Raw genomic sequence first — 24,925 nt, 5'->3', positions numbered from 1 at the left:
GCTAATTGGGTCGTTCTCTTTTTTGTTATGTGGATGATCGATTTGCAGGATTTAAGCGTCGCTCAATTGAACCTAAAACAATGTCGGCCAATATCGCCATTACAGCTGTCGGGATGGCGCCTGCAAGAATAATAGCTGTTCCATCAGTAGCATTTGTTCCACGAACAATAATAGCTCCAAGCCCCCCTGCACCTACGAATGTTCCGACTGCTACAATGCCAATGCCAATTACAAGTGCGGTTCGAATTCCAGCCATAATGACACTGATAGCAAGAGGAAATTCCACTTTTCCTAGTAATTGAAATTTGGTCATTCCAGATGCATAAGCGGCTTCAATAACACTTTTGTCTACCCCTCTAATCCCGACATACGTATTTTGGATAATAGGTAACAACGAATAAAAGAATACGGTTGTAATCACTGTCGTTGTTCCAAGACCCATGACCACCATTGTAATAGCCATAAAGCCTAGTACTGGTATCGTTTGAATAATACTACCAAACGAAAGCACCCAGCCGCTAATCCTTCCATACTTCGCAATCAGAATGCCGATTGGTATTGCTACTATCGCAGCAAACAAAACGCCATAAGCAGCCATTAAGAAGTGACGATAAAATTCCTCCCAAATATAAAAGCCATTTTGAGAAATATACGTAACCAATTGATCAATAAACGCCATTACGCCCCCTCCTCTTCAACCACTTTGTCTTCGTAATAATTGTTTTCCTCTAATAAATCCTTCGCAATCGTTGCAGGGCCTATTAGTTCAACATCAGCTAAATAGTTCATTTCCTGCATATCTTCCGTTGTCACAATGTTTGCTAACTTGTCCAAGATCGCCATTAATTCAGGATGTTCCTCTATGACTTCATTACGAATAACAGGGGATGCATCATACGGTGGGAAAAAATCATCTTCTAATACCACCAAATCGTAAGCCGCAATTCGTCCATCAGAAGAATACGCAAGGACGGCATCCATGTTCCCTGATGCAGCTGCATCATAAACGAGCCCTACTGACATTGGATACACATTCCCAAATTCAAAATGAGTTTCGGTAAAAGCTTGGTAGCCATCTCCTTGACGATTCACCCATGAGTTGTCAACACCGAAATTCATTTCCGCTGCAAATGGTCGTAAATCTTCTACATGCTCAATGCCATGCTCTTCTGCAAAATCACCAGTTATGGAAATAGTATAGCTATTTTCAAAACCATAGGAGTCGCCCCACGTTTGGTTAAATTGTTCCTGGAATTCTCTTTGGACAATTTCCATTGCTTCATCCGGATCTGTAATATCTGGCATGTTAAGCGCACCAGCTATATCTGTCCCTGTATAGCGTGTTGCCGTAATATCCACTTCCTCTTGTAGCATTGCTTGGTGTTGCACAATGGATGATCCTAAGTTTGTAATCAATTCTGTTTCTAAATCGGTGTAGTGCTCAATCATCTGTGAGACAACATGCCCCCATATTTCTGATTCCACTGTGTTTATTGTTCCAATGCGTATCGTATTTTCAGAAGGTCCACTTAATCCTGGTAAGGAACAACCTGAAAAGACAAGCAATGAGGCAAGGAACAGAGAGATTCTATGCTTCTTCATCTTGCGTTCTCCTTTCAAGCAGTTTCTTTTTCTCGATATGCTTTTGGTGTTAATTTCTTTTCTAAAGCTGACAGTCCCCAGCTGGCAAGCAATGCTAAAATCGTTGCAGGAACCGTTCCTAAAATAATAAGTTCAGGTTTGTAAAGGTTTAAGCCGTCAAAAATTAAATCACCTAATCCGCCACCACCAATAAAGGCCGCTAACGTTGCCCAACCAATTAAATAAACTGTTGCAAAACGGATTCCAGACATAATGACAGGTAGAGCAATTGGAAGTTCAATTTTCCGTATTAGCTCCAAGTTGTTCATTCCCATCCCTCTTCCAGCCTCTACTAGCTTTGAATCAACCTCTTTCACGCCAGTATACGTATTCCGTAAGATTGGCAAAACAGAGTATATAAATAAAGCGACAATAGCAGGTGCTGTTCCGACGCCAAGAAAAGGCATGAGGAAAGCTAAAATAGCCAAACTAGGAATCGTCTGTAAAATCCCGACAAACGAAATGATTCGATCTGCTACCTTAGGAACTCGCGTTAACAAAACTCCAGCTGGCACTGCAGCCATAACGCCTAATAGAATCGCGAAAAATGAAATATAAAGATGTTCACCTGTTTTCTCAAGTAATTCCCAACCGTAAGAAGACAGGGTGGATGTGATTGCGTCAATCATGTTCTTTTCTGCCTCCCTTAAAGTACGGTTTCAGTGTGATCTGGTGATGTGTCTAAATTCGAACCTTCACCCCAAATCGTGTCATAGACCATATCTGCTAGTGTAGCGCGTGTAACAATGCCAACTAAAGTCTGGTCTTCTGCTACTACCGGTACATATTTGCTCCCGCGGCGTAGCATTCTCCGCATCGTGTCACGCAGTAAGCTACCTTTCATCACCGAATAGATGTCACTTTCCATTGCCTCTGATACGTATGTTTTCTTTCTAAAGCTCGCGTCAATCATCTCAATATCCACATAGCCTTTTAAACGGTAGGAACCGTCAACAACTAATACCGAATCAACTCGTGACTCACGCATTTTTTGAATGGCATCCTTCAGTGTTGTATCTTCTGTTACCGTAACTGGATGTTCATTAATAATTTGTTCTACTCTAGTTACATCGGGTCGACTCTGTAGTAAACGATCTTTACCAATAAAGTCTTCAACAAATTGATTCACTGGATTTCTTAAAATGTCGTCCGGTGTTCCAACTTGAACAATTTCTCCTTGATTCATTATCACAATTTTGTCAGCGAGCTTAATCGCTTCGTCCATATCGTGGGTAACAAAAACGATCGTTTTATCCATTTCTTTCTGTAGCTTTTTAAATTCATCTTGTAGTGCATCTCTTGTAATAGGATCAAGTGCGCCAAATGGCTCGTCCATCAAAATGAGCGGAGGATCCACAGCTAACGCTCGTAAAACACCAATTCGCTGCTGCTGTCCTCCACTAAGCTCATGGGGATAGCGCTGCAAAAAGCTTTCTGGCAAGTCAACGATTTTAATTAGCTCTTCTGCTCGCTCTTGTTGACGTTTTTTATCCCATTTTAATAGAGAACCAACTAGGGAAATATTCTCGCCTACTGTCATATGAGGAATGAGACCAATCTGTTGAATGACATATCCAATTGAACGACGCAGATTTACCGGATCTTGATCTAGCACATTCTTTCCATTTAAAAAGATCTTGCCTTCAGATGGCTCTTGTAGCCGATTAATCATTTTCATTGTCGTGGTTTTACCGCACCCACTCGGCCCAATAAATACAACAAACTCGCCTTTTTCTACTTTTAAATTCATGTTTTTTACAGCAGGTTTCCCATTATCGCTATATTTCTTAACAACGTTTTTGAATTCTAACACGTTCCATACCTCCATCTATTTCCGCTCTACTTGCGCGCTTCTAAATTATAGGCAAGGTACAATTGAAAAATAAAATCCCATAATAGAGAAAAACAGCGTAAACTTTGTGCAATTTAAATTGTACAAAGTTTACGCTGTGGTCTATCTTACAATAACTCGTTTTTTCTCCCGAATGCTCCATTGCTTGTCTTTTTAACTTTTTGTTTGTCTATGGTACAGTTGTATCTGATTTGATAGAGGGAGGTTAGGCTGTGTCAGAGTCTAAAGATCAAGAGCTTCTTAATGAACTGCAAGCGTGTGAAGATTTAATTTCTGATCGTGTTGCCAATAACATGGAAACCTTTGGCGTTTCATCTACCGTTGGTCGATTACTCGGCATTATTTACATGAATCGGCAGGCAATGACGCTTGATGAATTAGCTGCAAAAACAGGGATGAGCAAAACCAGAATGAGTCAAGTGATGCGTCAAATGATCTCATTAAACATTGCTGAAAAGGAATTTGTAAAAGGAAGCCGTAAAGAGTATTACAATGTGGAAAGTGATTATGTACAAACATTTATCTCTCTTTTCACCACTAGTTGGAAAGAAGTTATTACACGAAATATGGCGCTTGAACGGCGCTTGCGGGACAAATTAAGTACGATCGAAGAAGACATAGAACAGCACGCTTCAGCCGATATCCTTAAAAAGCATCAAATGATGGAAAAAGAACTAGATGACTGGACGAATTATTATAATTGGATTGACCGTCTTGTTGACTGTTTTGAAACTGGTGAAATTTTCCAATATGTACCGATTCACCCACACTCCAAGGAGGCGAAAAACGATGACAACTAAACGTATTATTACTGCAGCATTAACAGGCGCTGGCGATACAACGAAAAAAAGCACTCATGTTCCGATTACACCGAAAGAAATCGCGGCATCTGCGATTGAATCTGCAAAAGCAGGTGCTGCCATTGCTCATATTCATGTTCGTGACCCTAAAACAGGAAAGCTTAGCCACGATGTTGCTCTTTTCCGCGAAACCGTGCAACGAATAAGAGAGGCTGATACCGATGTCATTATTAATATTACTGCCGGTGGTGGCGGTGATTTTGTCCCTAATTTAGAGGATCCAACTCGCGGAGGGCCAGGCACAGACATTCAAACCCCTCTCGAACGACATGAACCGGTTGGCGAATTACTTCCAGAATTATGTACCTTAGACTGTGGTAGTTTAAACTTTGGTGATCAAGTCTATCTTGGCCCTGAATCTTGGCTACGTGAACATGCCTTACTGATTAAAGCGAGTGGTGTAAAGCCAGAGTTAGAAGTGTTTGATACAGGTCATATTCGTCTAGCCAATCAATTAATCGCAGACGGTTACATTGAAGGAACACCAATGTATCAATTTTGCCTTGGCATTCCTTGGGGGGCAGATGCAGATCGAGAAACAATTGAGTATATGCGCGGTCGAATTGTGGAAGGCGCTACATGGTCTGCTTTCGGAATCGGTCGAAAACAGCTTCCAATTTTAATAGAAGCAGCCAAATTAGGTGGCAATGTTCGAGTCGGTTTAGAAGATAACCTTTATTTAGAAAAAGGTGTACTTGGTACAAATGAACAACTCGTCGATAAAGCCGTTCATGCGCTTCAGAAAGAAAACTTAGAACCTGCAACACCAGATGAAGCTCGAAACTATTTAGGATTAACGAAACGAGTAAACTAAAGGAGGTTTGATTCAAATGTCACAACGAACGATGGCTGTTATTGGTACAGGTGTCATTGGTAATGGATGGATTGCTCGGTTTATCGCGAACGGACACCGTGTGCTCGCTTATGACCCAGCTCCAGAAGCCGAAGCAAATACAAGACGAATGCTGGATGATAGTTGGTCAACATTAATCCAGTATGGTATAGATGAAAACGCCGCTAAAGACAACCTAACATTTGTGCAAACTCTAGAAGATGCCGTGGCCCATGCAGATTTGATTCAAGAAAACGTACCAGAACGTGAAAAGTTAAAAAAACAAGTGCTTGCGTCCATTGATCATTATGCGAAGCCGGATGCCATTATTGCTTCCTCTACATCTGGTTACATGCCGTCTGTTTTGCAGGAGGCATGCGTTAAGCATCCTGAAAGGGTTATTGTGGCTCACCCTTTTAATCCTGTTTACCTCATTCCGCTTGTAGAAATTGCCGGAGGAAAACAAACAGCAACGGAAACAATCAATAAAGCACAACAGATATATGATCAATTAAACATGAAGCCGCTTGTCATGTCAGGAGAAATTGATGGACATATCGGTGATCGTTTAATGGAAGCCTTATGGAGAGAGGCGCTGCATATTGTGAACGACGGTGTTGCCACGACAGAAGAAGTTGATAAAGCGATTGTGTATGGTCCTGGTTTACGTTGGGCATTAATGGGACCGTTCCTCACATTGCACCTTGCTGGTGGAAATGAAGGTATGAAACATATGCTAGAACAGTTTGGCCCAGCGCTTAAGTTGCCATGGACTCGTCTGATCGCGCCAGAGCTAACAGAAGATTTAAAGAAAAAAGTCATTGATGGTACATCGGCTCAGTGTGGAGAAATTCCCATTGCAGATATGGAACATCGTCGAGATCGATTTTTAATTAAACTAATGGACTTACTAGAAGAAGAAGGCTTTTGGCCGTCAGAAAGGGTACTTGCTTATGAACGAAACATTGACACTGTGGACAGGTAGCGTGTTGCCTGAGTGGGTAGATTATAACGGCCATATGAATGATGCGGAATATGCACGTGTTTTTAGTAGTGCGGTAGAAGCATTTATGGAACACATTGAACTAGGTGATAAAGGACGTCAACAACATCAATACACCATTTTCACATTGGAAAATCACATTAAATACTTGGCAGAAGCTCATAAGGGGGCACCTCTTAAAGCATCCATCCTCATTCTTGATCGTGATGTGAAGCGTGTCCATCTCTGGGTTGAATTAAAGGATGATTCTAATCAGCTTCTTGCAACAAGTGAACAAATGATCATGGGCATGGACAATGAGACGCGGCGTCCAGCACCCTTTCCGCCTATTGTTGAAGAAAAGCTAGCCGACATGCCACACGCTTCATTCGACCAATGGCCAAAAGGCGCCAATACCCTCATAGGCATTCGCAGGAAAAAGTAACAACTGATTTTCTTCAAGAATGTGCACAGCGAAAAAGCCTATTTAGTAGGCTTTTTCGTCATTATCTCCTCCACTCTTCTACTCGTGCACCCTAAAGAACTTTTACTTGTGCCAGTCGCTCCATTCGTTTGCTCACTTCTTTCCCAATTTCTAGTGCAGCAGTCGCTGCTGGAGAAGGCGCATTACAGACGTGTAAACTCCTCTTCCCTGTAACAATATGAAAATCATCCACAAGTTCTCCATTTACCGTTAACCCTTGAGCACGTACTCCACTAGAAGCTGGTATCAAGTCGTCTTCTTTCACAGCCGGAATGAGTTTTTGGAGGCTTGCTACAAATAATTTCTTACTATAGGAACGACGCATTTCTTCCATCCCTTTTTGCATGTATTTACTCGCTATTTTCCAGAACCCTCTATAACCTAATGTCTCTGCTAAATCTTTTACATTTAAATCGGTTTTCTTATAACCTTCTCGCTTAAATGATAGGACAGCATTGGGTCCTGCATCTACTTCTCCATTTATCATACGAGTGAAATGTACGCCTAAAAAAGGAAAGTTTGGATCAGGCACTGGGTAAATCAAATGGTTCACTAAATACCGTTTTTCTGGCTTTAATTTATAATATTCTCCACGAAACGGAATGATTTTCATGTCTAAATGGTAGCCAGCTAAATTGGCAATTCGATCACTATGCAGCCCTGCACAATTAATGACGTATTGAGTATAGTACGTTTTCTGATCTGTTTGAACAATCACTTGATCGTGATGCTCCTTGATGGATCGAACCTCTTCAGCAAGGGTTAGTGTACCCCCTGCTCGTATAAACAGTGTCGCTAACGTTTCTGACACTTGTTTGTAATTAACGATGCCGGCAGTCGGTACGCGAATTCCTGCTATGCCGTTTACATGAGGTTCAATATCAACTAACTCTTCTTTTGTTAACAGTTGAACATGGAGACCATTGTCAAGCCCTCTTTGATAAAGTGCATGAAGATGTTCAAGTTCTTTTTCTTCCGTTGCAACAATAACTTTTCCACAAATATCAATCGCTAGATCATGCTCTAAACAAAACTTACGCATCGATTCGCTGCCTGCTTTTGCAAAACGCGCTTTAAAACTACCTGGTTTGTAATAAATACCCGAGTGAATAACGCCACTATTGTTCCCTGTTTGATGACAAGCTACTTCGCTTTCTTTTTCAATAATTTGAATGCGCGCTTCGGGTTGTTTTTGTTGTAGTGCATAGGCGACAGAGAGACCTACAATTCCGCCACCAATAATACTGTAATCAAACATCTTTCCTTACCCCTTCCGTTACCTCTGCCAAGACTTCGACTAGATGCTTCACTTCAATTTTTTCAGCTAAACCGGCCCGTTGAACACCAATCTTCATTTGTAAATGACAACCTGGATTGGTTGTAATGAGTAAATCAGGCTTGGCCTTTTGAACATGAGGCATTTTCTTATCTACGATAGCCGTTGCTTCTTCATAATGAAGCAAATTGTATATGCCTGCAGAACCACAGCACATCTCTTGCTTATCTACTTCCACGTAAGTTAACCCTGGAATCGATTGGATGAGCGCTAGTGGCGCAGCGGTGTTTTTTTGAACATGAGTCATATGACAAGAAGGCTGATAAACCGCTGTTTTGTTCATTTCCCCACTAAAAGGTAGGCCATTTTTCTCTAATATAATGGAAACGTCAACATGTTTACGTGCAAATTGCTCCGCTCGTTTATGCCAGTCGCTCTCGTGTCGCAGCAATTCGCCATACTCCATGAGCATTGCACCACATCCGCCAATACTGGAAACGATATAATCATAGTGCTCTTCTTCAAACGCGGCGATGTTCTTTTTTGCTAACATTTTGGCTGTTCCAATGTCCCCAGCATGGTGCTGTAAAGCACCACAACAGCTTTGACTAGGAATCACGTGAACGTCACAACCGACTCGTTCTAGTAAAGCAATGGCTTGCTCGTTAATGCTGCCAAACATCGTATCCATTAAACAGCCTGTAAAATAAGCTACTCTATAGCTAGTCGATGGAGCAGTTAACGGTTTCTTCTGCTTACGTCTTTTAATGGTAGGCATCATTGCTTCAAATTCAGCCATTCCCTGTGGTAGTAACTTCGGTAAGATTCCACTTTTTTGTACTAATGTTTGCACACCCGACTTTTGATAGGCTTGTAAGCCAAACTCGATCACACGTAGCATTTGAGTTGATGGCAGCAAGCCTTTAAAGACCGTCTTTTCCACCATTCTTTGGGTAAGAGATGATGGATAAGATTCGGCTAATACTTCTTTAGCCGATTCAAGAATACGACCGTATTGTACATTAGTTGGACAAGCGGTCTCACAGGCGCGACAGCCTAAGCAAAGATCAATCGGCTCTTTTAGCTCATCAGTACTAATCTTTCCTTCTGCTGCCATTTTCACGAGATTGATGCGACCACGAGGAGAGTGTGTTTCTTTTTCCATCGTCTGATACGTCGGACAAGCTGGCAAACAATAGCCGCATTGTACACAATCAAAGGTTTCCTCATAAGCAAGCTTAGCCATTTGATAACACCAACTTTTGATCTTTCTCAGGAAAGATCTTTCCAGGATTTAAGATGTTATTTGGATCCCAGCTTTGTTTAATTCGCTTCATTAAATCGAGTCCATCTTTCCCTACTTCCATCTCCATAAACGGTGCTTTCATTGTGCCAATGCCATGCTCTCCTGAAAGCGTCCCCCCAAGATTCACAGCAGCTTCAAAGATTGCAGCAACTGCTTGTTCCACCCGTTTCATTTCTTCTTGATCTCGAACATCTGCAATAATGTTTGGATGTAAATTCCCGTCTCCAGCATGGCCAAACACAACTAAATCAATCTGATACGTCTCTCTAATTTCTTTCAAAGCAGCAAACATGTCTGGTATTTTACTTCGAGGTACTGTCGCATCTTCAGAAATTTTCGTTGGCTTTAGCCTTACAATGGCAGGAGAAACTAACTTTCTTGCTTTCCATAGTTCAGCCGCCGCTTCATTTGTTTGTGCTACAGTCACTTCTCGAGCGTTCATCTCTAAGCACCACTGTTCTACTTCTAAAATCTCCTCTTCTATCGCCGCAGGGTGACCGTCTAATTCAATTAGTAATAACGCATCAACGTCAGTTGGTAAGCCAATTGATTCATATGCTTCTACAGCAGCAATAGACGCTTGATCCATTAATTCCAATTTCGCCGGGACAATCCCATTTTTCAGTAAAGCGGAGATGGCTTTTCCTGCATCGACAATATCTTCAAATAGTGCCAACAATGTCTTACTCGCTTTTGGCTTCGGTACTAATTTCAAGGTGGCTTCTGTAATAATGGCTAGCGTCCCCTCAGAACCAACAATTAACTTGGTTACATCATAGCCCGTCACATTTTTCACCGTTCGCCCTCCAGTTTTTACAACCTTTCCCTCTGGTGTTACAACTTCTAAACCAAGCACATAGTCTTTTGTCACGCCATATTTTAAGCCTCTAGGACCACCGGCATTTTCTGCTAAGTTACCACCAATCGTTGAAACATGTGCACTACTTGGATCAGGTGGATACATAAATCCGTACTCGCTTGCTTTGTCATTAATGGCAGCTGTTAGCACGCCTGGTGACACAATTGCAATCATATCATCTGGCTCGATAACAAGTTTATCCCGCCATTGCGAACAGTCCAGCACAATCCCACCATGCACTGGTAGCGGTCCGCCACTTAAACTTGTTCCTTGTCCTCGTGGGTAAACAGGGACCCGGTGCTCGTTTGCTAACTTCATAATCTCTACGACTTCTTCTTTTGACTGTGGTTGAATAACGAGATCAGGAATATAGGCACCAAAAGAAGCATCGTAGCCATAACTCGCACAATCTGCTGGTGAGGTCAAGATTCGCTTTGTATCAATGGATATTCGCTGTTCAAGTTCTTGCAGAAAACGCATGTCTTTTTTTTTCTGTGTTTCTTTCTTTATCGGCATGGTTCCTCTCCCCCTTGTTAAATACGTGGATCTCCTAATTTCTTTCTTACATTGACGAGGTGTGTATTCATGGCTTCTCGAGCCGCTTGGGCATCTTTTGCCGCAATAGCTTCATAGATTGCTTTGTGTTCTTCATACACGTTTCTTCGTTTCTCTACTTTCCCCATGTTAAGCCGTAGCGAGAACTCAATGGCATGGTCAAGAAGCTCTTTCATATTTTCTAACGTTGCCGTTAAAAATGGGTTTTTTGCTGCTTTTACAAGAATGAAATGAAAATGAGAATCAGCTTCGTTCCCGATCGTCTCCTTTGAAATAACCGTTTCAGAGAAAGCGATTAGTGCTCGCTCTAAGGTGAGAACCTCATCAGGTGTAGCTCGGATGGCGGCAAGTGCAGCTGCTTCCGTCTCAATAATATGACGCATTTCAAGTAAGCTGTGCACTTCATCAATGGAAACCATTCCAAGTTTTATGTGTTCCATCATTGACATTAATGTGTGATCTTTAACCCATCTGCCGCCACCTTGTTTTGACTCAATAACGTCCATTGCCGTTAACACCGTTAAAGCCTCTCGTATTGGCGCTCGACTAACTTGAAACCGCTCTGCCAATTCCATTTCAGATGGAAGCTTCTCACCATTTACGTAAGGTTCCTGCTGAATCATTTCTTTTAAATAGTCTAAAACTTGCAGCGACACTTTTTTTCGATCAATAAGTCCACTCATTTAACTCACCTTTCTGTCTATGAAATAGGTGGTACTACTTGATTCGTTCCTTGAACCTTTTTTGAACGCATGATGTGCCAAATAGTTACAGCTAATAGCACCGCTAAACCAATAGCATTGGAGGTCATACCTGGTGTAATTAATAGCAAAGAGCCCACAAAGAAAATCATTCGTTCATAGATACGTAAAGGCACAGATAAGAATCCACTCAACGCAACAGCAATTGCAAACACCCCAATTACTGACGTTGCAAGCGTCACGATAACGGTAACAACTGATAATGAACTTCCTTCAGTCGCTTGTAGAACCATCGCCGGATTATAGGCAATCATAAATGGAATAATAAATCCTGGAAGTGCTAATTTTACAGATGTCCAGGACGTCTTCATCGCATCAGCACCTGCTATTCCAGCTGCCGTATAGGAAGCAAGTGCAACTGGTGGCGTAATGTTGGATAAAGCACCAAACCAGAATACAAAGAAATGAGCAGCAATCGGATTCACACCAATTTCAACTAATGCTGGTGCAGCTGTAACAGCAACAACAATATAAAGTGCCGTCGAAGGCAGTCCCATGCTCAAGACGATACATGTAGCCATAACAAGAACGAGTGCAATCCATAAGACACCATCAGCGGCATTTAAAACGTTATACGCTATCGCCGATCCAAGACCTGTCATTGTCACGACAGCAATAATAATTCCTATCGACGCACAAGCTAATCCAACTTGGATGGTACTCTTTGCACCATCAACAAAGGCTGTTTTAACCTTTTTCAATGTCACTCGTGTTTCTTTACTTTTTGTAAGCCAGCTTGCGACAATCACAATAACAATACCAGAAAATCCTGCAAACAATGGTGTATATCCAGCTAATAACGTTCCAATAACAACAAGAATTGGTAGTAACAGCAATCCGCGCTCTTTTAACACATCCCATACTTGTGGAATCGATTCTTTACTCATGCCTTTTAATCCTTGTTTTTTTGCCTCTAAATCAATCGCAATGACAAGTGCGACAAAGTATAGAAATGTTGGGATTAATGCTGCAAAGACAATCGTTGAATAAGGAACGCCTAGAAATCCAGCCATGATAAACGCGGCAGCTCCCATGATTGGTGGCATCATCATACCACCTGTCGATGCTGTAGCTTCAACCGCAGCAGCATAATTTTTCTTTAATCCAACTTGTTTCATAAGGGGGATCGTAAATGCGCCAGTTGTGGCTACGTTGGCAACAGCGCTACCATTTAATGAGCCTGTGAGTGCACTAGAAATAACAGCCACTTGCGCAGGTCCACCCCTTCGTTGACCAGCAACCGCTATCGCTAAATCATTAAATAATTTTGAAGCGCCACTAACGCTTAAAAATGCACCAAACAAAATGAAAATAACAATATACGTAGAGGCAATGGACAATGTAATGCCAAAAACCCCTTCTGTCGTCATGTAAACGCGATAAAGTAGTCGTTCAAAAGAAAATCCTGCATGTCCAAACATTCCTGGAAAATAGGGTCCGAATATAGCATAAATGATTGCAACTGATGCTAATATTGGTATAAACGTACCAAGAGTTCTTCTAGTTGCTTCCAATAATAATAGAACGGTTAAAATAGCAAATACATAATCAAGCGTCACCGCTTGAGACATCCGGTCAACATGAATGGTCGTATAAAAAAGCAATAAGTAACCAGTTCCAATAATTCCTAAACTTGCTAACAGTAGATCTAAAGATGTGAATCGCTTTTTTGAACTTTTTTTCGTCGCAGGATAGAGCAAGAATGCGAGAATAAGGAGTAATAGTAAGAATAAAATATTTCGATAAATCTCTTGAATATTCATAAAGCTGTTTACATATATAGCAAATGCAGATAAAAAAATAGCGATTACCGACATCATACGATATTGCCAACCACTTAATTGCCTACCAATTCCAGCCTGCTCCCTTGTTGTTTCATCCAACATATCTTCTTTCGTCGTCATCCTTGCTCGCCCTCCTCTGCCTCTGGTGGTACCAATTCGTCTGGAATGTCAATTCCTTGTTCAACAAAATAGTGATAAGCTCCAAGATGAAGCGGAACCGACACACCAACTAGTGCGGTTTCAAGGGTCATCTCACGAGCCGAATTATGTACTTCATACATGGTCTCTAAATTTTCAAATAAAATTTTTGTTAGTAAGTAGATTTGATCAGCATCTTGCTGCTTATCAACTCCTAGTACATTTGACTGTGCGATTGTATAGATCGGCTCCTCTTGTCGTGGATATGTGCCTGCATCAATTTCATATCGAAAGAAAACAGGATACAGTGCATTGATTGAATCCAATTGCTCATCCGTCACATCTAGAACCGTGGCACGAACACCACTAGCATACATGTCCGTAATGGCAGTTACCGGCACACCTGCTGGTAAAGAGCCACCATCTAAACGTCCATCTCGCATGGATGATATCGTATCATCGTAGCCCAGATAATCTGGTGATACATCGTCCACACTTAAACCAATCCCATTAATTAATGCTCTCGTTGACTGCTCAGTTCCACTAGCTTGCGGACCAATTGAGAAAGAGGTTCCTTCAACATCTGAAATGGTACCGCTTTCAATTTTGCTGTTCATTAAAACAAAGTGTTCCACATTTGACCAAAGCATCGTCACGGTTCGCAAGTCTTCATAAGCACTTCCTTCATAAATACCCGTACCTCGATAAGCTTGGTCCGCAATAAGCCCTTGTAAAATTCCAAATTGCGCTTCTTCTTTTCGCAGCAAATCAATGTTTTCAACCGATCCTGCTGAAGATTGTCCTGTTGCTCGTATCCCCTGATCGATCAACTCTTCTGTCCAAAGATTTCCCATTCCCACACCGATTGGGTAATAGGTTCCACCAGTAGACGCTGTTGCAATTGAATAATAATGATTATCTTCGTTTCCACAGGCCGATAGTAAAATCGCTGTAGTGGCAAGTACCATGCCAAAATGACCTTTTTTGTTCATCATACATCTCCCCTTTATGAAAGCGCTTAAAAAAGTTGTAAGGCAAGTATACAACTTATAAAAATACAAAATCAAGCACTTTTTTCACTACCAAAAAAAGACAGCGACCATACTGATAGATGGTCACTGCCTTTTAATTTTTTATAACAAATAATCATTCTCAATTGAATAAAAATGAAAAACCGCTTATATATGCGGTTATACGTTCCCTGCTAAAGATGGATCTGCTTCTTCTTTAACAGCAGATTGTCCATGACATCGATGGCATATTCCATGAAAGGTAAGACGATGATCTTTTACTTTAAAGTGAAAATCTTTTTCTACAATCTTCTCCACTTCACCTAACAAGTCTTCTTGTATTTCATCAACGGCACCACATTCTATGCAAACAAGGTGATGATGGGAGTGGTTGACGCCTTCTTTTCGTAAATCAAAGCGTGAAACACCGTCTCCAAAGTTAATCTTATCAACTACTTTTAATTCAGTTAACAATTCTAATGTACGATAAACGGTAGCTAAACCAATTTCAGGTGCTTTTTCTTTTACAAGTAAATAAACATCCTCAGCACTCAAATGATCCTCTTCATGCTCCAATAAAACCATCACAGTCGCTTCCCGCTGGGGCGTTAGTTTATAGCTTTGAGCATGTAATTGCTTCTTAATTCGCTCTAATCGATTTTCCATAACAGCCTCCTCCGTCCAAGCGATCTAGTTTCTTTATTATAAAATGGAAGAAAACTGTTGTCAATTGATAATTATTATAAATTGAAAATGAATATTAATTACTATTTTAGATTGATTCTAAAATAATGATAATGTCCATTTTAACAATGATGGCGCCAAATACGATTCAAACAGTGCCGCAATAAAGGTCACTGCTAATAAGCAAACAATCGTCACGGTATAACTGAGAAAATGAGGGAAAATCGGTTCATGAATTCCTTTCATAAACGTATGTTTAAACAATCGAATACAGAAACGAACGCTTAAACAGCCAACAGCAATGAAAACAGGAATTAAAATAATATTTTGCGGAAAAACCGTAACGAACGCAATGACAAACCCTTGAGCCCCCATTTGATTAACAAGAAATCCAACAGTAAATCCAATCACAATTCCTTTCATGAATAACAAAATAAAAATAATAGGCAAACCAATCATTGAAATTCCCAATATCCAAAGAAGACCAATGTATTTACTATAATGCACAATACTATTTATAAACAATTCATTTGCAGTTGCTTCAATATGTCCGTTATTCATCTCATGAAAAAACTGGCTTAAATGCAAAAATAAATCATGCCGCTGAGTTAGACTAATGCTATTAACAAGAAATGCTCCAAAGATAATCCCCATTAAAAACAAAATACTAACAAATAAATAAACCGATTTCCTTTGTTTAATATGATTCTTCAACTGCTCAAGCAATTCTATTCGTTTCATAGCCTGTCCCTCCTCTCTTCACTATATGAAGAAGAAAAGAGGGCTATGTCTATTGTTTATTTTTCTTTTAACTTTAAGTATTGAATCGCATACATCGTTTTCGCATCGTGAATTCGCTGCTCTCTTATTAATTCCTCGCATTCAGCTAATGATTTCGTCACAACATGAACATATTCTCCTTCATCGAGCTGCTGTTCACCTACTTCCAAGCTTGACGCTTCATAAAGATAGACCAATTCGTCTGCAAAACCTGGTGACGTATAAAATGAAGCAATTTCTGTTAATGACGATGTGCTGTAACCCGTTTCTTCTTTTAATTCACGGTAAGCTGTTTTTATCGGCTCTTCCCCCACTTCAATTTTTCCAGCAGGTATTTCAATTATTGGTTTCTCAAGTGCCTTTCGATACTGTTCAACGAGCACAAGTTTATTCTCATCTGTAACCGCTATAATCGCTACAGCACCAGGGTGTTTAACTAGCTCCCTTTTCGCTTGGTCCCCGTTTTCATGCTCTATCGTCGCAATCGAAACATCAATTATTTTTCCTTTGTAAATCGGTTCACTCTTTATCGTCTTTTCAAAAAAAGTTGTCATGAAATGCATTCTCCTAACATGTCCTATGTATAAGCAGATTATGGTTTTCCTAAAATGATAGGGAGGTGATCGGTCTTGAAAAAACACATTCGACCTAATCAAGTCTATCTAGCTGGTTCAAAAACAGATGTTTTATTGGAACTAAAAAAAGCCGCATTACACTATACATTTGTGCAAGAATGGATTCAACTTGAACACGGATATGGTCACACAAGAAAAGTCATCAAACGAATTAAATAACATTAGTTTGCAAACGCAGTATCAATACGCTCCATTAACAAATCTTGTGTTACTTCTCCTATTATAACATCTTGAATATGAAGGTTTGAATCTAAAAGGTAGGTCATGGGCAAACGAGAAGGCTCCACTTCACGTATAAAAGCACCGTCTTCATCAAAAAGAACAGGTAATGTCAGCCCTATTTCTTCGATAAAGTCGACTGGATCAGATGCTCTATACTCTTTCGTGAGCATATTAACCGTTACCACGTCAACTGTATCGTTTGTATCATCGATAGCCATTAATTCAGGCATTTCTCTTACACAAGGCTCACACCATGATGCCCATACATTGAGGACAATAACATCATTCTGGAAGTCTCCCAATGAGACGACCTCCTCATCAAATTGCTCCATGCTGATATTGGGCATTCGATCGCCTTTTTGTAATGGCCCGGATGTTGAATGGCGGTCAATGAAAACAAACGCTGTAGCAGCTATGGCAAGCACTACCACCATAAGCGTTATGATTCGTTTACGTTTCATACGAACACCTCTTTTCGAGTTCTAGAAAGTCTGCTAAAATAAGCAAGTGTTGCACAAGCTTACTTTATTTAGAAGGGAATCGTGAAATGACTTTACTAGAGGCAATAATATTAGGTCTGGTACAAGGGATAACGGAATTTTTACCGATTTCAAGCTCTGCTCATCTTATTCTCGTTCAATCCATGTTTAACATGACATTTGAAGGGCTCAGCTTTGAAATTTTACTGCATTTAGCTTCTGTATTAGCTGTTATTCTTTATTACCGCAAAGATATCTATGAAATTATTAGAGGATTCTTTGCATTTTTCACAAACCGGACGCCCCAAAATCGCTCCATGTTTATGTTTGCGGTTTACCTTATCGTCGCTACAGGTATTACTGGTGTTGCCGGTATTTTGTTTGAAGACTACATAGGCGAAACCTTCCGAGCACCCATTTTTATTGCCCTTGCATTAGCTATTACGGGTCTATTTCTTATTATTATAGAACGTTTTGTAAAACTAGGAAACCGGACAGAGAAAGAAATGACCATTTGGGATTCGATTTTTGTTGGTCTTGGTCAGTGTCTCGCCTTAATTCCCGGCTTATCGCGTTCAGGTACAACACTAATTGTTGGAATGTTTGCCGGTCTGTCAAAAGAAACGGCAGTAAGGTTTTCATTTCTTCTTTCCATTCCTGTTATTTTAGGTTCATCGGTTCTTGCCATTCGTGATTTAACATCTGGAGAATTATTGGAACAGACGACTGTGACAGCTTTAGGACTCTCTTTTCTAGTTACATTTGTTGCTTCTTGGATTGGGATCGTCTTTTTTATTAATTTAGTTCGAAAAAGTAAACTTGTCTATTTTGCTGTCTACTGTTTTATCGTAGCGATTCTTGTGTTTATTTTCCGTGATTCATTAGGCACAACAGACATATAAAAAAGCGGCTTACGCCGCTTTTTTAATTTGATTCAATGGCTTGAATAAAAGCTTTTCCACCTTCTTCTATACCGCCTGTATATCGATGAACGCTACCACCTAAATTAATAATGACTTCTTTCCCGAAATCTTTTTTAACGTCTTCAATCGTATTAAAATCAATTCCAGCTGATGGAATCGGAAACGTTGGTTTCATCGTTAATTCTTGTGTTAACTGTTCTTTTACGTGCTGTGCTTCTTCATGATTAATCCCCATACGTCCATAAGGCGATGGAAATAAGACGGCATCTGCTCCAGCCATTCGCATTAGTTTCCCTAACAACAGTCGTGACGAGATTCCGTGTTGCTTAGAGCGAATCATCATTCCTGCCAAAGAGGAATGAGCAAAGATTGGTACGTCAATTTCTTCATCTTCACGTAACCCTTGGAGCACATCAATGCCATAAGCAAACACGTTTAGTAAGATAGCCGGTGCACCAAGTCCAATGGCTTCTTTCACTCTCTCTTTAAGTTCAAACGTCTTACCTGTCACATTCACCACATAAAGAGGCGTTCTACCCGTTTTTTCTGCTGCTTCAGCGATCGCCGCTAACCCAACCGGTACCCGCTGCTCAAGTGGTGTCCAATCATGTTCAAACAGACGCTCATCATCTTGAATGATGTCAATTCCACCGTAACAATGACTAAGTACTTGCTCATGAAACGAATCAACTGAACGACCAATAGCTCCTTTAGCGACACTCATTGCTAATGGCCGACTATGTACATCAACTAGATCCCTTATGCCCTCTATTCCAAGTCGAGGTCCTGGGAACAATCGCACAAGATCGTCTGAAAATTGGAGGTCTATTAACTTGACATTTGGTTCATATGAAAGCCTTCCGTACGTTGTCGTCAATATGGAAGGGAAATCAGGAACTTCATACGCGACCGGGAACGATATGGTAACGAGGTAACCTGGACCATACGCCGCATCTTCTTTTATCGATACCACTTTTCCTTTATACGCTAGACTCTGCTCTTTTTCCGATTCAGGCATTTCCTGCCAAGGTTTTGCAGTTAAGCCAGTTGCCATTCTTTCAGCTTTTAATTCAATATGCTCTTTTTCTTCCGTAACGTAATAAATTGCCTCTATATGCGCCAATTCCTTATCCTCCCTCTAACAAAACGATTAGCCTAATCATCTAGAAAATCAGACAAACTGTCAAGATTTAATGCTCACCATGATTAATTAACTGAATTCTCAGCTTTTTGTTTCCGTTTTAAATAGCGTTCTCTTCTTCGTTTCATTGCTTTCGTAATATAGCCACCTTTAAAATTACGTGGTTCAAACGAAACAATAAATGCAGCAGGCTCATAAGACGACACAACTTCAATAAATTCCTTTTCACGGTCTCTTCTTGCTGTGCAGTCAAGTTGACAACGATTCGAATTCATTCCTTCTACGTATGAACTCGATACACTGAATCCAAGTTCTCGTAAACGATCAATTAAAGGTTGGTTTTTTTCCGGGATATTCACTTCTATACTTACATAGCCGATTGCTAATTTTTCTTCAATTAAAGCTCCTAAGAATAGTCCAATACCAAAGCCTAATGCATATGCAGCCATATTCCAATAATTTGATAAATCATTAAAGATGATAGCGATCGCAACGACATATATAGCACCTTCCAAAATGCCCATTCCAGCAGCGCGGTGTTTTAATCCTTTGACCATCATAATTGTCCGTAATGTTAAAATTGGAACATAGATCAATTGCGCAAAAAAGATTATTAAAGCCGTTACTAGCAAAGCACTTCACTCCAATACAACAGTATCTATTGGACTCGATATGAACCGAATCTTTCCGTAGTTTAACAGGTTCATTCTCATTACGCTAGAAAAAGTTTCGTGAACAACTTTTTTGTTTCAACACGCTGGAAAAACGTCTTTTTGTACAATTAAGTGATCCAATTTTACTTTCAAATAAAGATCAAAACAAAAAAGTGTAAGAGACGGCAACACCATCTCTTACCTTTCTACTTCTTCGTTAATTTTAAAAATGGCGTTTCATTTGCAATGACATTGCCTTCAGCGATTTTTTCAATCGTAAATTGGTCATGATTTGTTACAACAATTGGCGTAATGGTATTTGAAGCTTTTTCTTTGACAAGTTCGAGGTCGAATTCAATTAAAACATCGCCAGCTTTTACTTTATCGCCTTCTTGAACATGAGCTGTAAAACCCTCTCCATTCATCGCAACTGTTTCAAGACCGATGTGAACGAGCAATTCTGCTCCATTATCTGTTTCAATTCCAAATGCATGCTTCGTTGGGAAGACTTGTACCACTTTACCAGCTATTGGTGCAACCACTTTGCCTTCTGTCGGTTGAATGGCTAGACCATCACCAATCATTTTTTCACCAAACGTTGGATCTGGAACCTCCTCTATCGGAACAGCAGTTCCATTGATTGGGGCTACAAGTGTTTCCGGCTCCGCGTGTTTTTTTCCAAATAATTTCTTTAACATTGATTCCACTCCCTTTATCAATGAGGCATATATCCTCATAAAATCGTATTTTACGTTGATTTAAGCGGTTGTGTCAATCTATACTATTCCCGGTTTTTAATACATTAAACAAATGAGCACGTTCATAAGATAGACAAGGATAGCAGTTGCTTCACGTTTGTAATTCTAGTGGTCTGGGAATAAACTAAGGTAAACCAATTGCATCATTGAACTTGGAGGTTGATTTCTATTGTAGATCGTATTATTTTTCGTTTTTTTATTCTTTGGTATAGTTGCGGGGTTCTATTAGTTGGTTTTGATTTGCTTCCATCGTGGTTAGAATGGGCAAATGCTGTTTTTTTAATTGCAGCTGGTGCTTTAGGAGGTTTTTATTTCTACCGTGAATATAAAACCTTTGGGCTTTTGTTTAGCTTCTTCATTTTATTTTCTACCATTCTAGTTGAGTATTTAGGTGTACAATACGGGCTTTTCTTCGGGCATTATTTTTATAACCCTGATTTCGGATTATACATAGCAGATATTCCTTTGACCATAGGAACCGCTTGGCTAATGGTGATTGCAACAACACATGCATTAGTAAAGCCTATGGTTCTTGCAATAAAGCAGCCTGTTATTCAATGGGTCGTCTATGCTATTGTTGGCGCAATTGCCGCGGTTGTTATGGACTTAATCCTTGATCCTGTTGCCGCAAACGTTAAGCAGTATTGGGTTTGGCACGGAGATGGTTTATACTACGGTATTCCCTTCTCAAATTTTGTCGGTTGGTTTTTTATCGCTTTAACGTTACATGCATTGTTATGGCTTGGTGTACGGTATTTAAAGCGCACAACGAGCTATCATCCTTATTGGCACTCCCGGATGGTTCTACTTTATAGCTTAATGATTGCTATGTTTAGCGTAATTGCATTTATAAACAACATCCTATTTGCACCTCTGCTCACATTAGTGTTAATGAGTGCTTTATTATGGGTTTATAAACGATTTAGGAGGAGTCAATGATTAAAGCAAAGCGAAAACCAGTCGCACTTGACCTTTTTCGTTTTTATGTCCGAGTGTTTTTGGCAAAACGCTCTTTCGCAAACATCTATGTGCGCGTGGATAAGAAGATCTCTGCCAATCAGCCTAGTTTGATTATTGCTAATCACTCTAGTTGGTGGGACGGTATGATTGCACTTCTTCTTACAAAGAACTATATCAAGCAACCCCTCTATATGATGATGTCAGAAAAAGGACTACAGACATACTCATTTTTTCGTTACTTTGGGGCTTTTTCAATAAACCCTACAAAACCTAAAGAAATGATGGCTTCACTTCACTATGCAAAGGAGCAATTACAAAATCGTCATGCGGTTTGGCTCTTCCCACAAGGGGAAGAGCAAGCATTGGAAAAACGTCCGTTAGACTTTTCAAATGGAATTGGTTGGCTTTGTGAACACGCACCTTCACAAGCATCCATTCTACCTGTCACCATATCGTATGTTTTTGCAGACAAGCGTAAGCCTAACGTGTTCATTCATATCGGCTCTACTCATCCCGTAACAAGCTTGCACGGCTCAAAACATGAGAAAACGGTACAAGTGGAAAAACTACTTACTACTCAACTCGATAAACAGCGGGAGACCATTATTCAAAACGACTACTCCCGTTATACAGTGCTTCATTAAAATTGTTTAAACAAAGAGGCGACGAACATGATCGATATTTTGAATGTTGGGTTAGGTTTCATCCTTGTTTGGGTGCTAATTAATTCTTTTTTTATGCCTAGGTTAGTAAAAAGACCCATGGAGCAAAACGATCAGGAACAAGAACTTGTTTCCATTCTTATCCCGATGCGAAATGAAGAAAATAATGTGGCACCGCTCATCCACAGCCTAGCACGTCTCACTTACCAAAATGTGGAGTTCATTTTTCTTAATGATCAATCTACAGATGATACACTTCTGCGTTTAAAGGAAATGATTCATACATTACCGAATGCTTCCGTAATAGAGGGCAAAGAACTACCAGCTAAGTGGGTTGGAAAAGTACATGCGTGCCACCAATTGAGTCGTCATGCCAATGGTCACTATTTTTTCTTTTTAGATGCAGATATTACGCTTCAACCACATACAATCGAAGCCTTACTTCAGCAAGTTCGTCCAAAACACCTCGGTCTTGTTTCGGGATTCCCTAAGTTCCCTGTTAAGGGAACGGCTTGGTTATGTCAGCTTCTTGTGCCTATGCAGCATGTCATTATTTATCTCCATCTCCCGCTCTTTTTGGCAAACTATACTCGTATGCCTATGGCGTCCGCTGCACATGGATCCTTTTTGTTTTTTTCACGCACTTGTTATGAAGCGATTGGTGGACACAAAGCGATTTATAATTCTTTGACTGAAGATATTCAGCTAATGCGCAATAGTAAAAAAGCAGGTTTTACTACACGACTCGTTAACAACACAGGGGTAGCATCATGTGTCATGTATGATACGAATGGCGAAGTGTGGGCAGGATTTTCAAAAAATAGCTTCCCAGGTATTGGTCGTTCGTACATCTTGGGTGGTTGTTTACTATTGTTTTACCTCGTTGCTTTTGTGGCACCGTTCTTTTTCGCCCTTTACGGTTTGTTAACCTTCCACTTGCAATTTATTCTTCCGTATGTGCTTACGGTCTTAATGATGGTGTGGATTAATGCTCAAGCAAAACAACGACTCGTCTTAAGCCTACTCGTTCCATTCTCTGCTTTAAGCCTTATGAGTCTATTGCTTTATTCAATGTTACTTTCAAAACGAGCTGGTTATACATGGAAAGGAAGAGTGTACAAATGAAGTCAATTGCTATTATCGGCTCTGGGTTAGGGGGACTTGCTGCTGCTGTTCTGCTTGCCTCTTCAGGCTATAAAGTGGATGTGTTCGAAAAACATTCCTACCCTGGAGGAAAAATGAAACGTTATCACATTGGAGGAGCTCGGTTCGATTTTGGACCAAATACGCTAACAATGCCGGATGTGTTCAAAGAAATTTTCACATTAAGCGGGGCAAATCCAGACGATTACGTGCAATTTAAGAAATTAGAAAATCATACGATGAATTATTTTCCTGACGGCTCCACTTTTCTCTCTTCAAGTGATCGCGAGAGGATGATAGCACAGCTTGCTACATTTAACATCGGTGCTACCCATTATGATTCATATGTGAAGAGTATTACGAAGTTATATACTCATGCTGTGAAAGAGTTTTTCCCACGAACTTTCTCTAGCCTGCAGGAGTATGCTTCATTTCGCCTGCTTCGTTCAATCTCAGCTGTAAAGCCATTAACAACGATGCACGACTTTCATCAATCTTTTTTTACAGATAAACGGATTGTTCAAATGCTTGATCGCTATGCAACATACATTGGTTCCTCGCCGTATTTAACGCCGGCTACATTCGCGATGATTGGGTATTTGGAATATGTTGACGGTGTGTACTACGTTCCAGGCGGAAATCCGACTATAGCCGAAGCATTTCATAAGCGAGCGCAGGAATTAGGCGTGACTTTTCATTTTAACGAAGAAGTGACACAGCTACAGATAAATGATCAGCAAACGATCACGTCTTTATCGACTAAAAAAAACGAGCGACTACATTATGATGGCTATTTGCTAAATGGTGATTACTTAACGGTGTATCCTAAGCTTGTTGACAAAGCTTATCGCCCTTCATTTACAGAGGATGTAAACGTGAAAGAACCTACTAGTTCTGCTTTTGTTATTTTATCTGCTACCAATCGTAAAACAGCAGCAAAGCATTACCACCAAGTTTATTTTAGCCATGATTATGAAAAGGAATTTGAAGATATTTTTTCTAAGAAATCGTATCCATTGGACCCAACCATTTACATAAGCAACTCTTCTACAGTGGATACGAGTGCAGTGTCCAATACAGGAGGGGATAATTTATTTATTCTCGTCAACGCACCATCTTTAACAAACGATAACCGTTACGTTGATAAAGAAGACTTAAAAAATTGGGTGTATAGACTGTTAGAGAAAAAAGGTGTTTTTATTAAAGAGTTTGTTATTGACGACCTTGTCATTACCCCTCAACAGCTGTCAGAGGAATTTCACTCTTACTTTGGTGGTTTATACGGCTACACCTCTCACTCGCTCTCGCAAGCGTTTAACCGTCCTGCTACTAAAGGAAAAGACATTAAAAATTTATACTTTACTGGTGGCTCTACTCATCCGGGTGGGGGATCACCAATGGTCGTACAAAGTGGACGAAATGCGGCTAACCTCATGAAAAAAAGCCTGAAATAACGGTATAGGCTCACTTAGCTTGCCGACAGAGTGTTGGAACATTGAGACAGTCGGCAGGCTATTTATTAGATAAGATTCATTCCAAGTTCAT

General features: G+C 40.3%; 27 protein-coding genes. 10 read left to right on the top strand and 17 right to left on the bottom strand.

Annotated elements, in window-relative coordinates; all coding sequences use genetic code 11:
* Window positions 1–25: 25 nt before the first annotated feature.
* From PQ477_RS16895 to PQ477_RS16880, 4 genes are read right to left on the bottom strand one after another with little or no spacing between them, the layout of a single operon-like run.
* On the bottom strand, window positions 26–679 hold the full coding sequence (locus PQ477_RS16895; RefSeq protein ID WP_144558814.1) for an ABC transporter permease: 654 nt from the start codon (window positions 677–679) through the stop codon (window positions 26–28).
* Window positions 679–1,602, bottom strand: a complete 924-nt coding sequence (locus tag PQ477_RS16890; RefSeq protein WP_035394075.1) for an osmoprotectant ABC transporter substrate-binding protein — start codon at window positions 1,600–1,602, stop codon at window positions 679–681. Before PQ477_RS16890 ends, PQ477_RS16895 begins: the two co-directional genes overlap by 1 nt.
* Before the next feature lie 14 nt (window positions 1,603–1,616).
* Window positions 1,617–2,267, bottom strand: a complete 651-nt coding sequence (locus tag PQ477_RS16885) for an ABC transporter permease (RefSeq protein ID WP_060705129.1) — start codon at window positions 2,265–2,267, stop codon at window positions 1,617–1,619.
* A 20-nt stretch (window positions 2,268–2,287) separates the two neighbouring features.
* Window positions 2,288–3,454 (bottom strand): betaine/proline/choline family ABC transporter ATP-binding protein, encoded by a 1,167-nt coding sequence (locus tag PQ477_RS16880; RefSeq protein WP_144558812.1) that lies wholly within the window; start codon window positions 3,452–3,454, stop codon window positions 2,288–2,290.
* 332 nt (window positions 3,455–3,786) lie between these two features.
* Between PQ477_RS16880 and PQ477_RS16875 the strand changes: the two genes are divergently transcribed.
* From PQ477_RS16875 to PQ477_RS16860, 4 genes are read left to right on the top strand one after another with little or no spacing between them, the layout of a single operon-like run.
* A complete protein-coding gene (locus PQ477_RS16875) occupies window positions 3,787–4,293 on the top strand; it encodes a GbsR/MarR family transcriptional regulator (protein ID WP_412766078.1) in 507 nt (168 codons plus the stop codon).
* Complete coding sequence (locus PQ477_RS16870; protein ID WP_144558811.1) at window positions 4,283–5,167, top strand: beta-keto acid cleavage family enzyme; 885 nt, start codon at window positions 4,283–4,285, stop codon at window positions 5,165–5,167. Before PQ477_RS16875 ends, PQ477_RS16870 begins: the two co-directional genes overlap by 11 nt.
* Before the next feature lie 16 nt (window positions 5,168–5,183).
* The gene (locus PQ477_RS16865) at window positions 5,184–6,170 is read left to right on the top strand and encodes a 3-hydroxyacyl-CoA dehydrogenase NAD-binding domain-containing protein (protein WP_144558810.1); all 987 of its coding nucleotides are present in this window, start codon (window positions 5,184–5,186) and stop codon (window positions 6,168–6,170) included.
* Entirely contained in the window at window positions 6,139–6,612 is a 474-nt protein-coding gene (locus PQ477_RS16860) for a thioesterase family protein (protein WP_274272523.1), read from the top strand. The genes PQ477_RS16865 and PQ477_RS16860 overlap by 32 nt, the downstream gene beginning before the upstream one ends.
* Before the next feature lie 91 nt (window positions 6,613–6,703).
* Here PQ477_RS16860 and lhgO read toward each other — a convergent pair whose 3' ends face one another.
* The 9 genes from lhgO to PQ477_RS16815 form a co-directional block, all read right to left on the bottom strand.
* Entirely contained in the window at window positions 6,704–7,909 is a 1,206-nt protein-coding gene (lhgO, locus tag PQ477_RS16855) for an L-2-hydroxyglutarate oxidase (protein ID WP_035394079.1), read from the bottom strand.
* A complete protein-coding gene (locus PQ477_RS16850) occupies window positions 7,902–9,173 on the bottom strand; it encodes a (Fe-S)-binding protein (protein WP_274272522.1) in 1,272 nt (423 codons plus the stop codon). Before PQ477_RS16850 ends, lhgO begins: the two co-directional genes overlap by 8 nt.
* Complete coding sequence (locus PQ477_RS16845; RefSeq protein ID WP_060705130.1) at window positions 9,166–10,572, bottom strand: FAD-binding oxidoreductase; 1,407 nt, start codon at window positions 10,570–10,572, stop codon at window positions 9,166–9,168. Before PQ477_RS16845 ends, PQ477_RS16850 begins: the two co-directional genes overlap by 8 nt.
* A 53-nt stretch (window positions 10,573–10,625) precedes the next feature.
* Complete coding sequence (locus tag PQ477_RS16840; protein WP_274272521.1) at window positions 10,626–11,330, bottom strand: FadR/GntR family transcriptional regulator; 705 nt, start codon at window positions 11,328–11,330, stop codon at window positions 10,626–10,628.
* A gap of 17 nt (window positions 11,331–11,347) precedes the next feature.
* Window positions 11,348–13,312 (bottom strand): TRAP transporter permease, encoded by a 1,965-nt coding sequence (locus tag PQ477_RS16835; protein WP_274272520.1) that lies wholly within the window; start codon window positions 13,310–13,312, stop codon window positions 11,348–11,350.
* A complete protein-coding gene (locus PQ477_RS16830; RefSeq protein ID WP_035394084.1) occupies window positions 13,309–14,325 on the bottom strand; it encodes a TAXI family TRAP transporter solute-binding subunit in 1,017 nt (338 codons plus the stop codon). The genes PQ477_RS16835 and PQ477_RS16830 overlap by 4 nt, the downstream gene beginning before the upstream one ends.
* Before the next feature lie 195 nt (window positions 14,326–14,520).
* Window positions 14,521–15,006, bottom strand: coding sequence for a ferric iron uptake transcriptional regulator (fur, locus tag PQ477_RS16825; protein ID WP_035394086.1), 486 nt, complete (start codon window positions 15,004–15,006; stop codon window positions 14,521–14,523).
* Window positions 15,007–15,123: 117 nt separating this feature from the next.
* Window positions 15,124–15,765 (bottom strand): stage II sporulation protein M, encoded by a 642-nt coding sequence (gene spoIIM / locus PQ477_RS16820; protein WP_035394087.1) that lies wholly within the window; start codon window positions 15,763–15,765, stop codon window positions 15,124–15,126.
* Between the two features lie 56 nt (window positions 15,766–15,821).
* Entirely contained in the window at window positions 15,822–16,358 is a 537-nt protein-coding gene (locus tag PQ477_RS16815) for an NUDIX hydrolase (protein ID WP_274272519.1), read from the bottom strand.
* 75 nt (window positions 16,359–16,433) lie between these two features.
* Between PQ477_RS16815 and mciZ the strand changes: the two genes are divergently transcribed.
* Window positions 16,434–16,598, top strand: a complete 165-nt coding sequence (gene mciZ, locus PQ477_RS16810; protein WP_158331954.1) for a Z-ring formation inhibitor MciZ — start codon at window positions 16,434–16,436, stop codon at window positions 16,596–16,598.
* A 2-nt stretch (window positions 16,599–16,600) separates the two neighbouring features.
* On the opposite strand, the gene PQ477_RS16805 is transcribed toward mciZ, so the two are convergent.
* Window positions 16,601–17,122 carry a TlpA family protein disulfide reductase gene (locus PQ477_RS16805; RefSeq protein WP_274272518.1) on the bottom strand — a complete coding sequence of 174 codons (522 nt, stop codon included), beginning with the start codon at window positions 17,120–17,122 and terminating at the stop codon, window positions 16,601–16,603.
* Between the two features lie 86 nt (window positions 17,123–17,208).
* On the opposite strand from PQ477_RS16805, the gene PQ477_RS16800 reads away from it, so the two are divergent.
* The gene (locus PQ477_RS16800; RefSeq protein WP_035394093.1) at window positions 17,209–18,042 is read left to right on the top strand and encodes an undecaprenyl-diphosphate phosphatase; all 834 of its coding nucleotides are present in this window, start codon (window positions 17,209–17,211) and stop codon (window positions 18,040–18,042) included.
* A gap of 22 nt (window positions 18,043–18,064) precedes the next feature.
* Here PQ477_RS16800 and PQ477_RS16795 read toward each other — a convergent pair whose 3' ends face one another.
* The 3 genes from PQ477_RS16795 to PQ477_RS16785 form a co-directional block, all read right to left on the bottom strand.
* Entirely contained in the window at window positions 18,065–19,186 is a 1,122-nt protein-coding gene (locus PQ477_RS16795) for a 2,3-diketo-5-methylthiopentyl-1-phosphate enolase (protein ID WP_144558804.1), read from the bottom strand.
* Between the two features lie 83 nt (window positions 19,187–19,269).
* Entirely contained in the window at window positions 19,270–19,836 is a 567-nt protein-coding gene (locus tag PQ477_RS16790) for a DUF2179 domain-containing protein (RefSeq protein ID WP_035394095.1), read from the bottom strand.
* A 227-nt stretch (window positions 19,837–20,063) separates the two neighbouring features.
* Window positions 20,064–20,555, bottom strand: a complete 492-nt coding sequence (locus tag PQ477_RS16785) for a PTS sugar transporter subunit IIA (RefSeq protein WP_035394097.1) — start codon at window positions 20,553–20,555, stop codon at window positions 20,064–20,066.
* Between the two features lie 228 nt (window positions 20,556–20,783).
* Between PQ477_RS16785 and PQ477_RS16780 the strand changes: the two genes are divergently transcribed.
* The 4 genes from PQ477_RS16780 to PQ477_RS16765 are packed head-to-tail and all read left to right on the top strand — an operon-like array spanning window position 20,784 to window position 24,834.
* The gene (locus tag PQ477_RS16780; RefSeq protein ID WP_144560450.1) at window positions 20,784–21,554 is read left to right on the top strand and encodes a carotenoid biosynthesis protein; all 771 of its coding nucleotides are present in this window, start codon (window positions 20,784–20,786) and stop codon (window positions 21,552–21,554) included.
* The gene (locus PQ477_RS16775; protein WP_274272517.1) at window positions 21,551–22,219 is read left to right on the top strand and encodes a lysophospholipid acyltransferase family protein; all 669 of its coding nucleotides are present in this window, start codon (window positions 21,551–21,553) and stop codon (window positions 22,217–22,219) included. Before PQ477_RS16780 ends, PQ477_RS16775 begins: the two co-directional genes overlap by 4 nt.
* 27 nt (window positions 22,220–22,246) lie before the next feature.
* Complete coding sequence (locus PQ477_RS16770) at window positions 22,247–23,362, top strand: glycosyltransferase family 2 protein (protein ID WP_144558803.1); 1,116 nt, start codon at window positions 22,247–22,249, stop codon at window positions 23,360–23,362.
* On the top strand, window positions 23,359–24,834 hold the full coding sequence (locus PQ477_RS16765; RefSeq protein WP_035394102.1) for a phytoene desaturase family protein: 1,476 nt from the start codon (window positions 23,359–23,361) through the stop codon (window positions 24,832–24,834). The genes PQ477_RS16770 and PQ477_RS16765 overlap by 4 nt, the downstream gene beginning before the upstream one ends.
* Window positions 24,835–24,925 lie beyond the last annotated feature (91 nt).

The sequence above is a fragment of the Shouchella hunanensis genome, from assembly GCF_028735875.1.
GTDB lineage: Bacteria > Bacillota > Bacilli > Bacillales > Bacillaceae_D > Shouchella > Shouchella hunanensis.
This window is presented reverse-complemented; position numbering and strand designations above follow the sequence as displayed.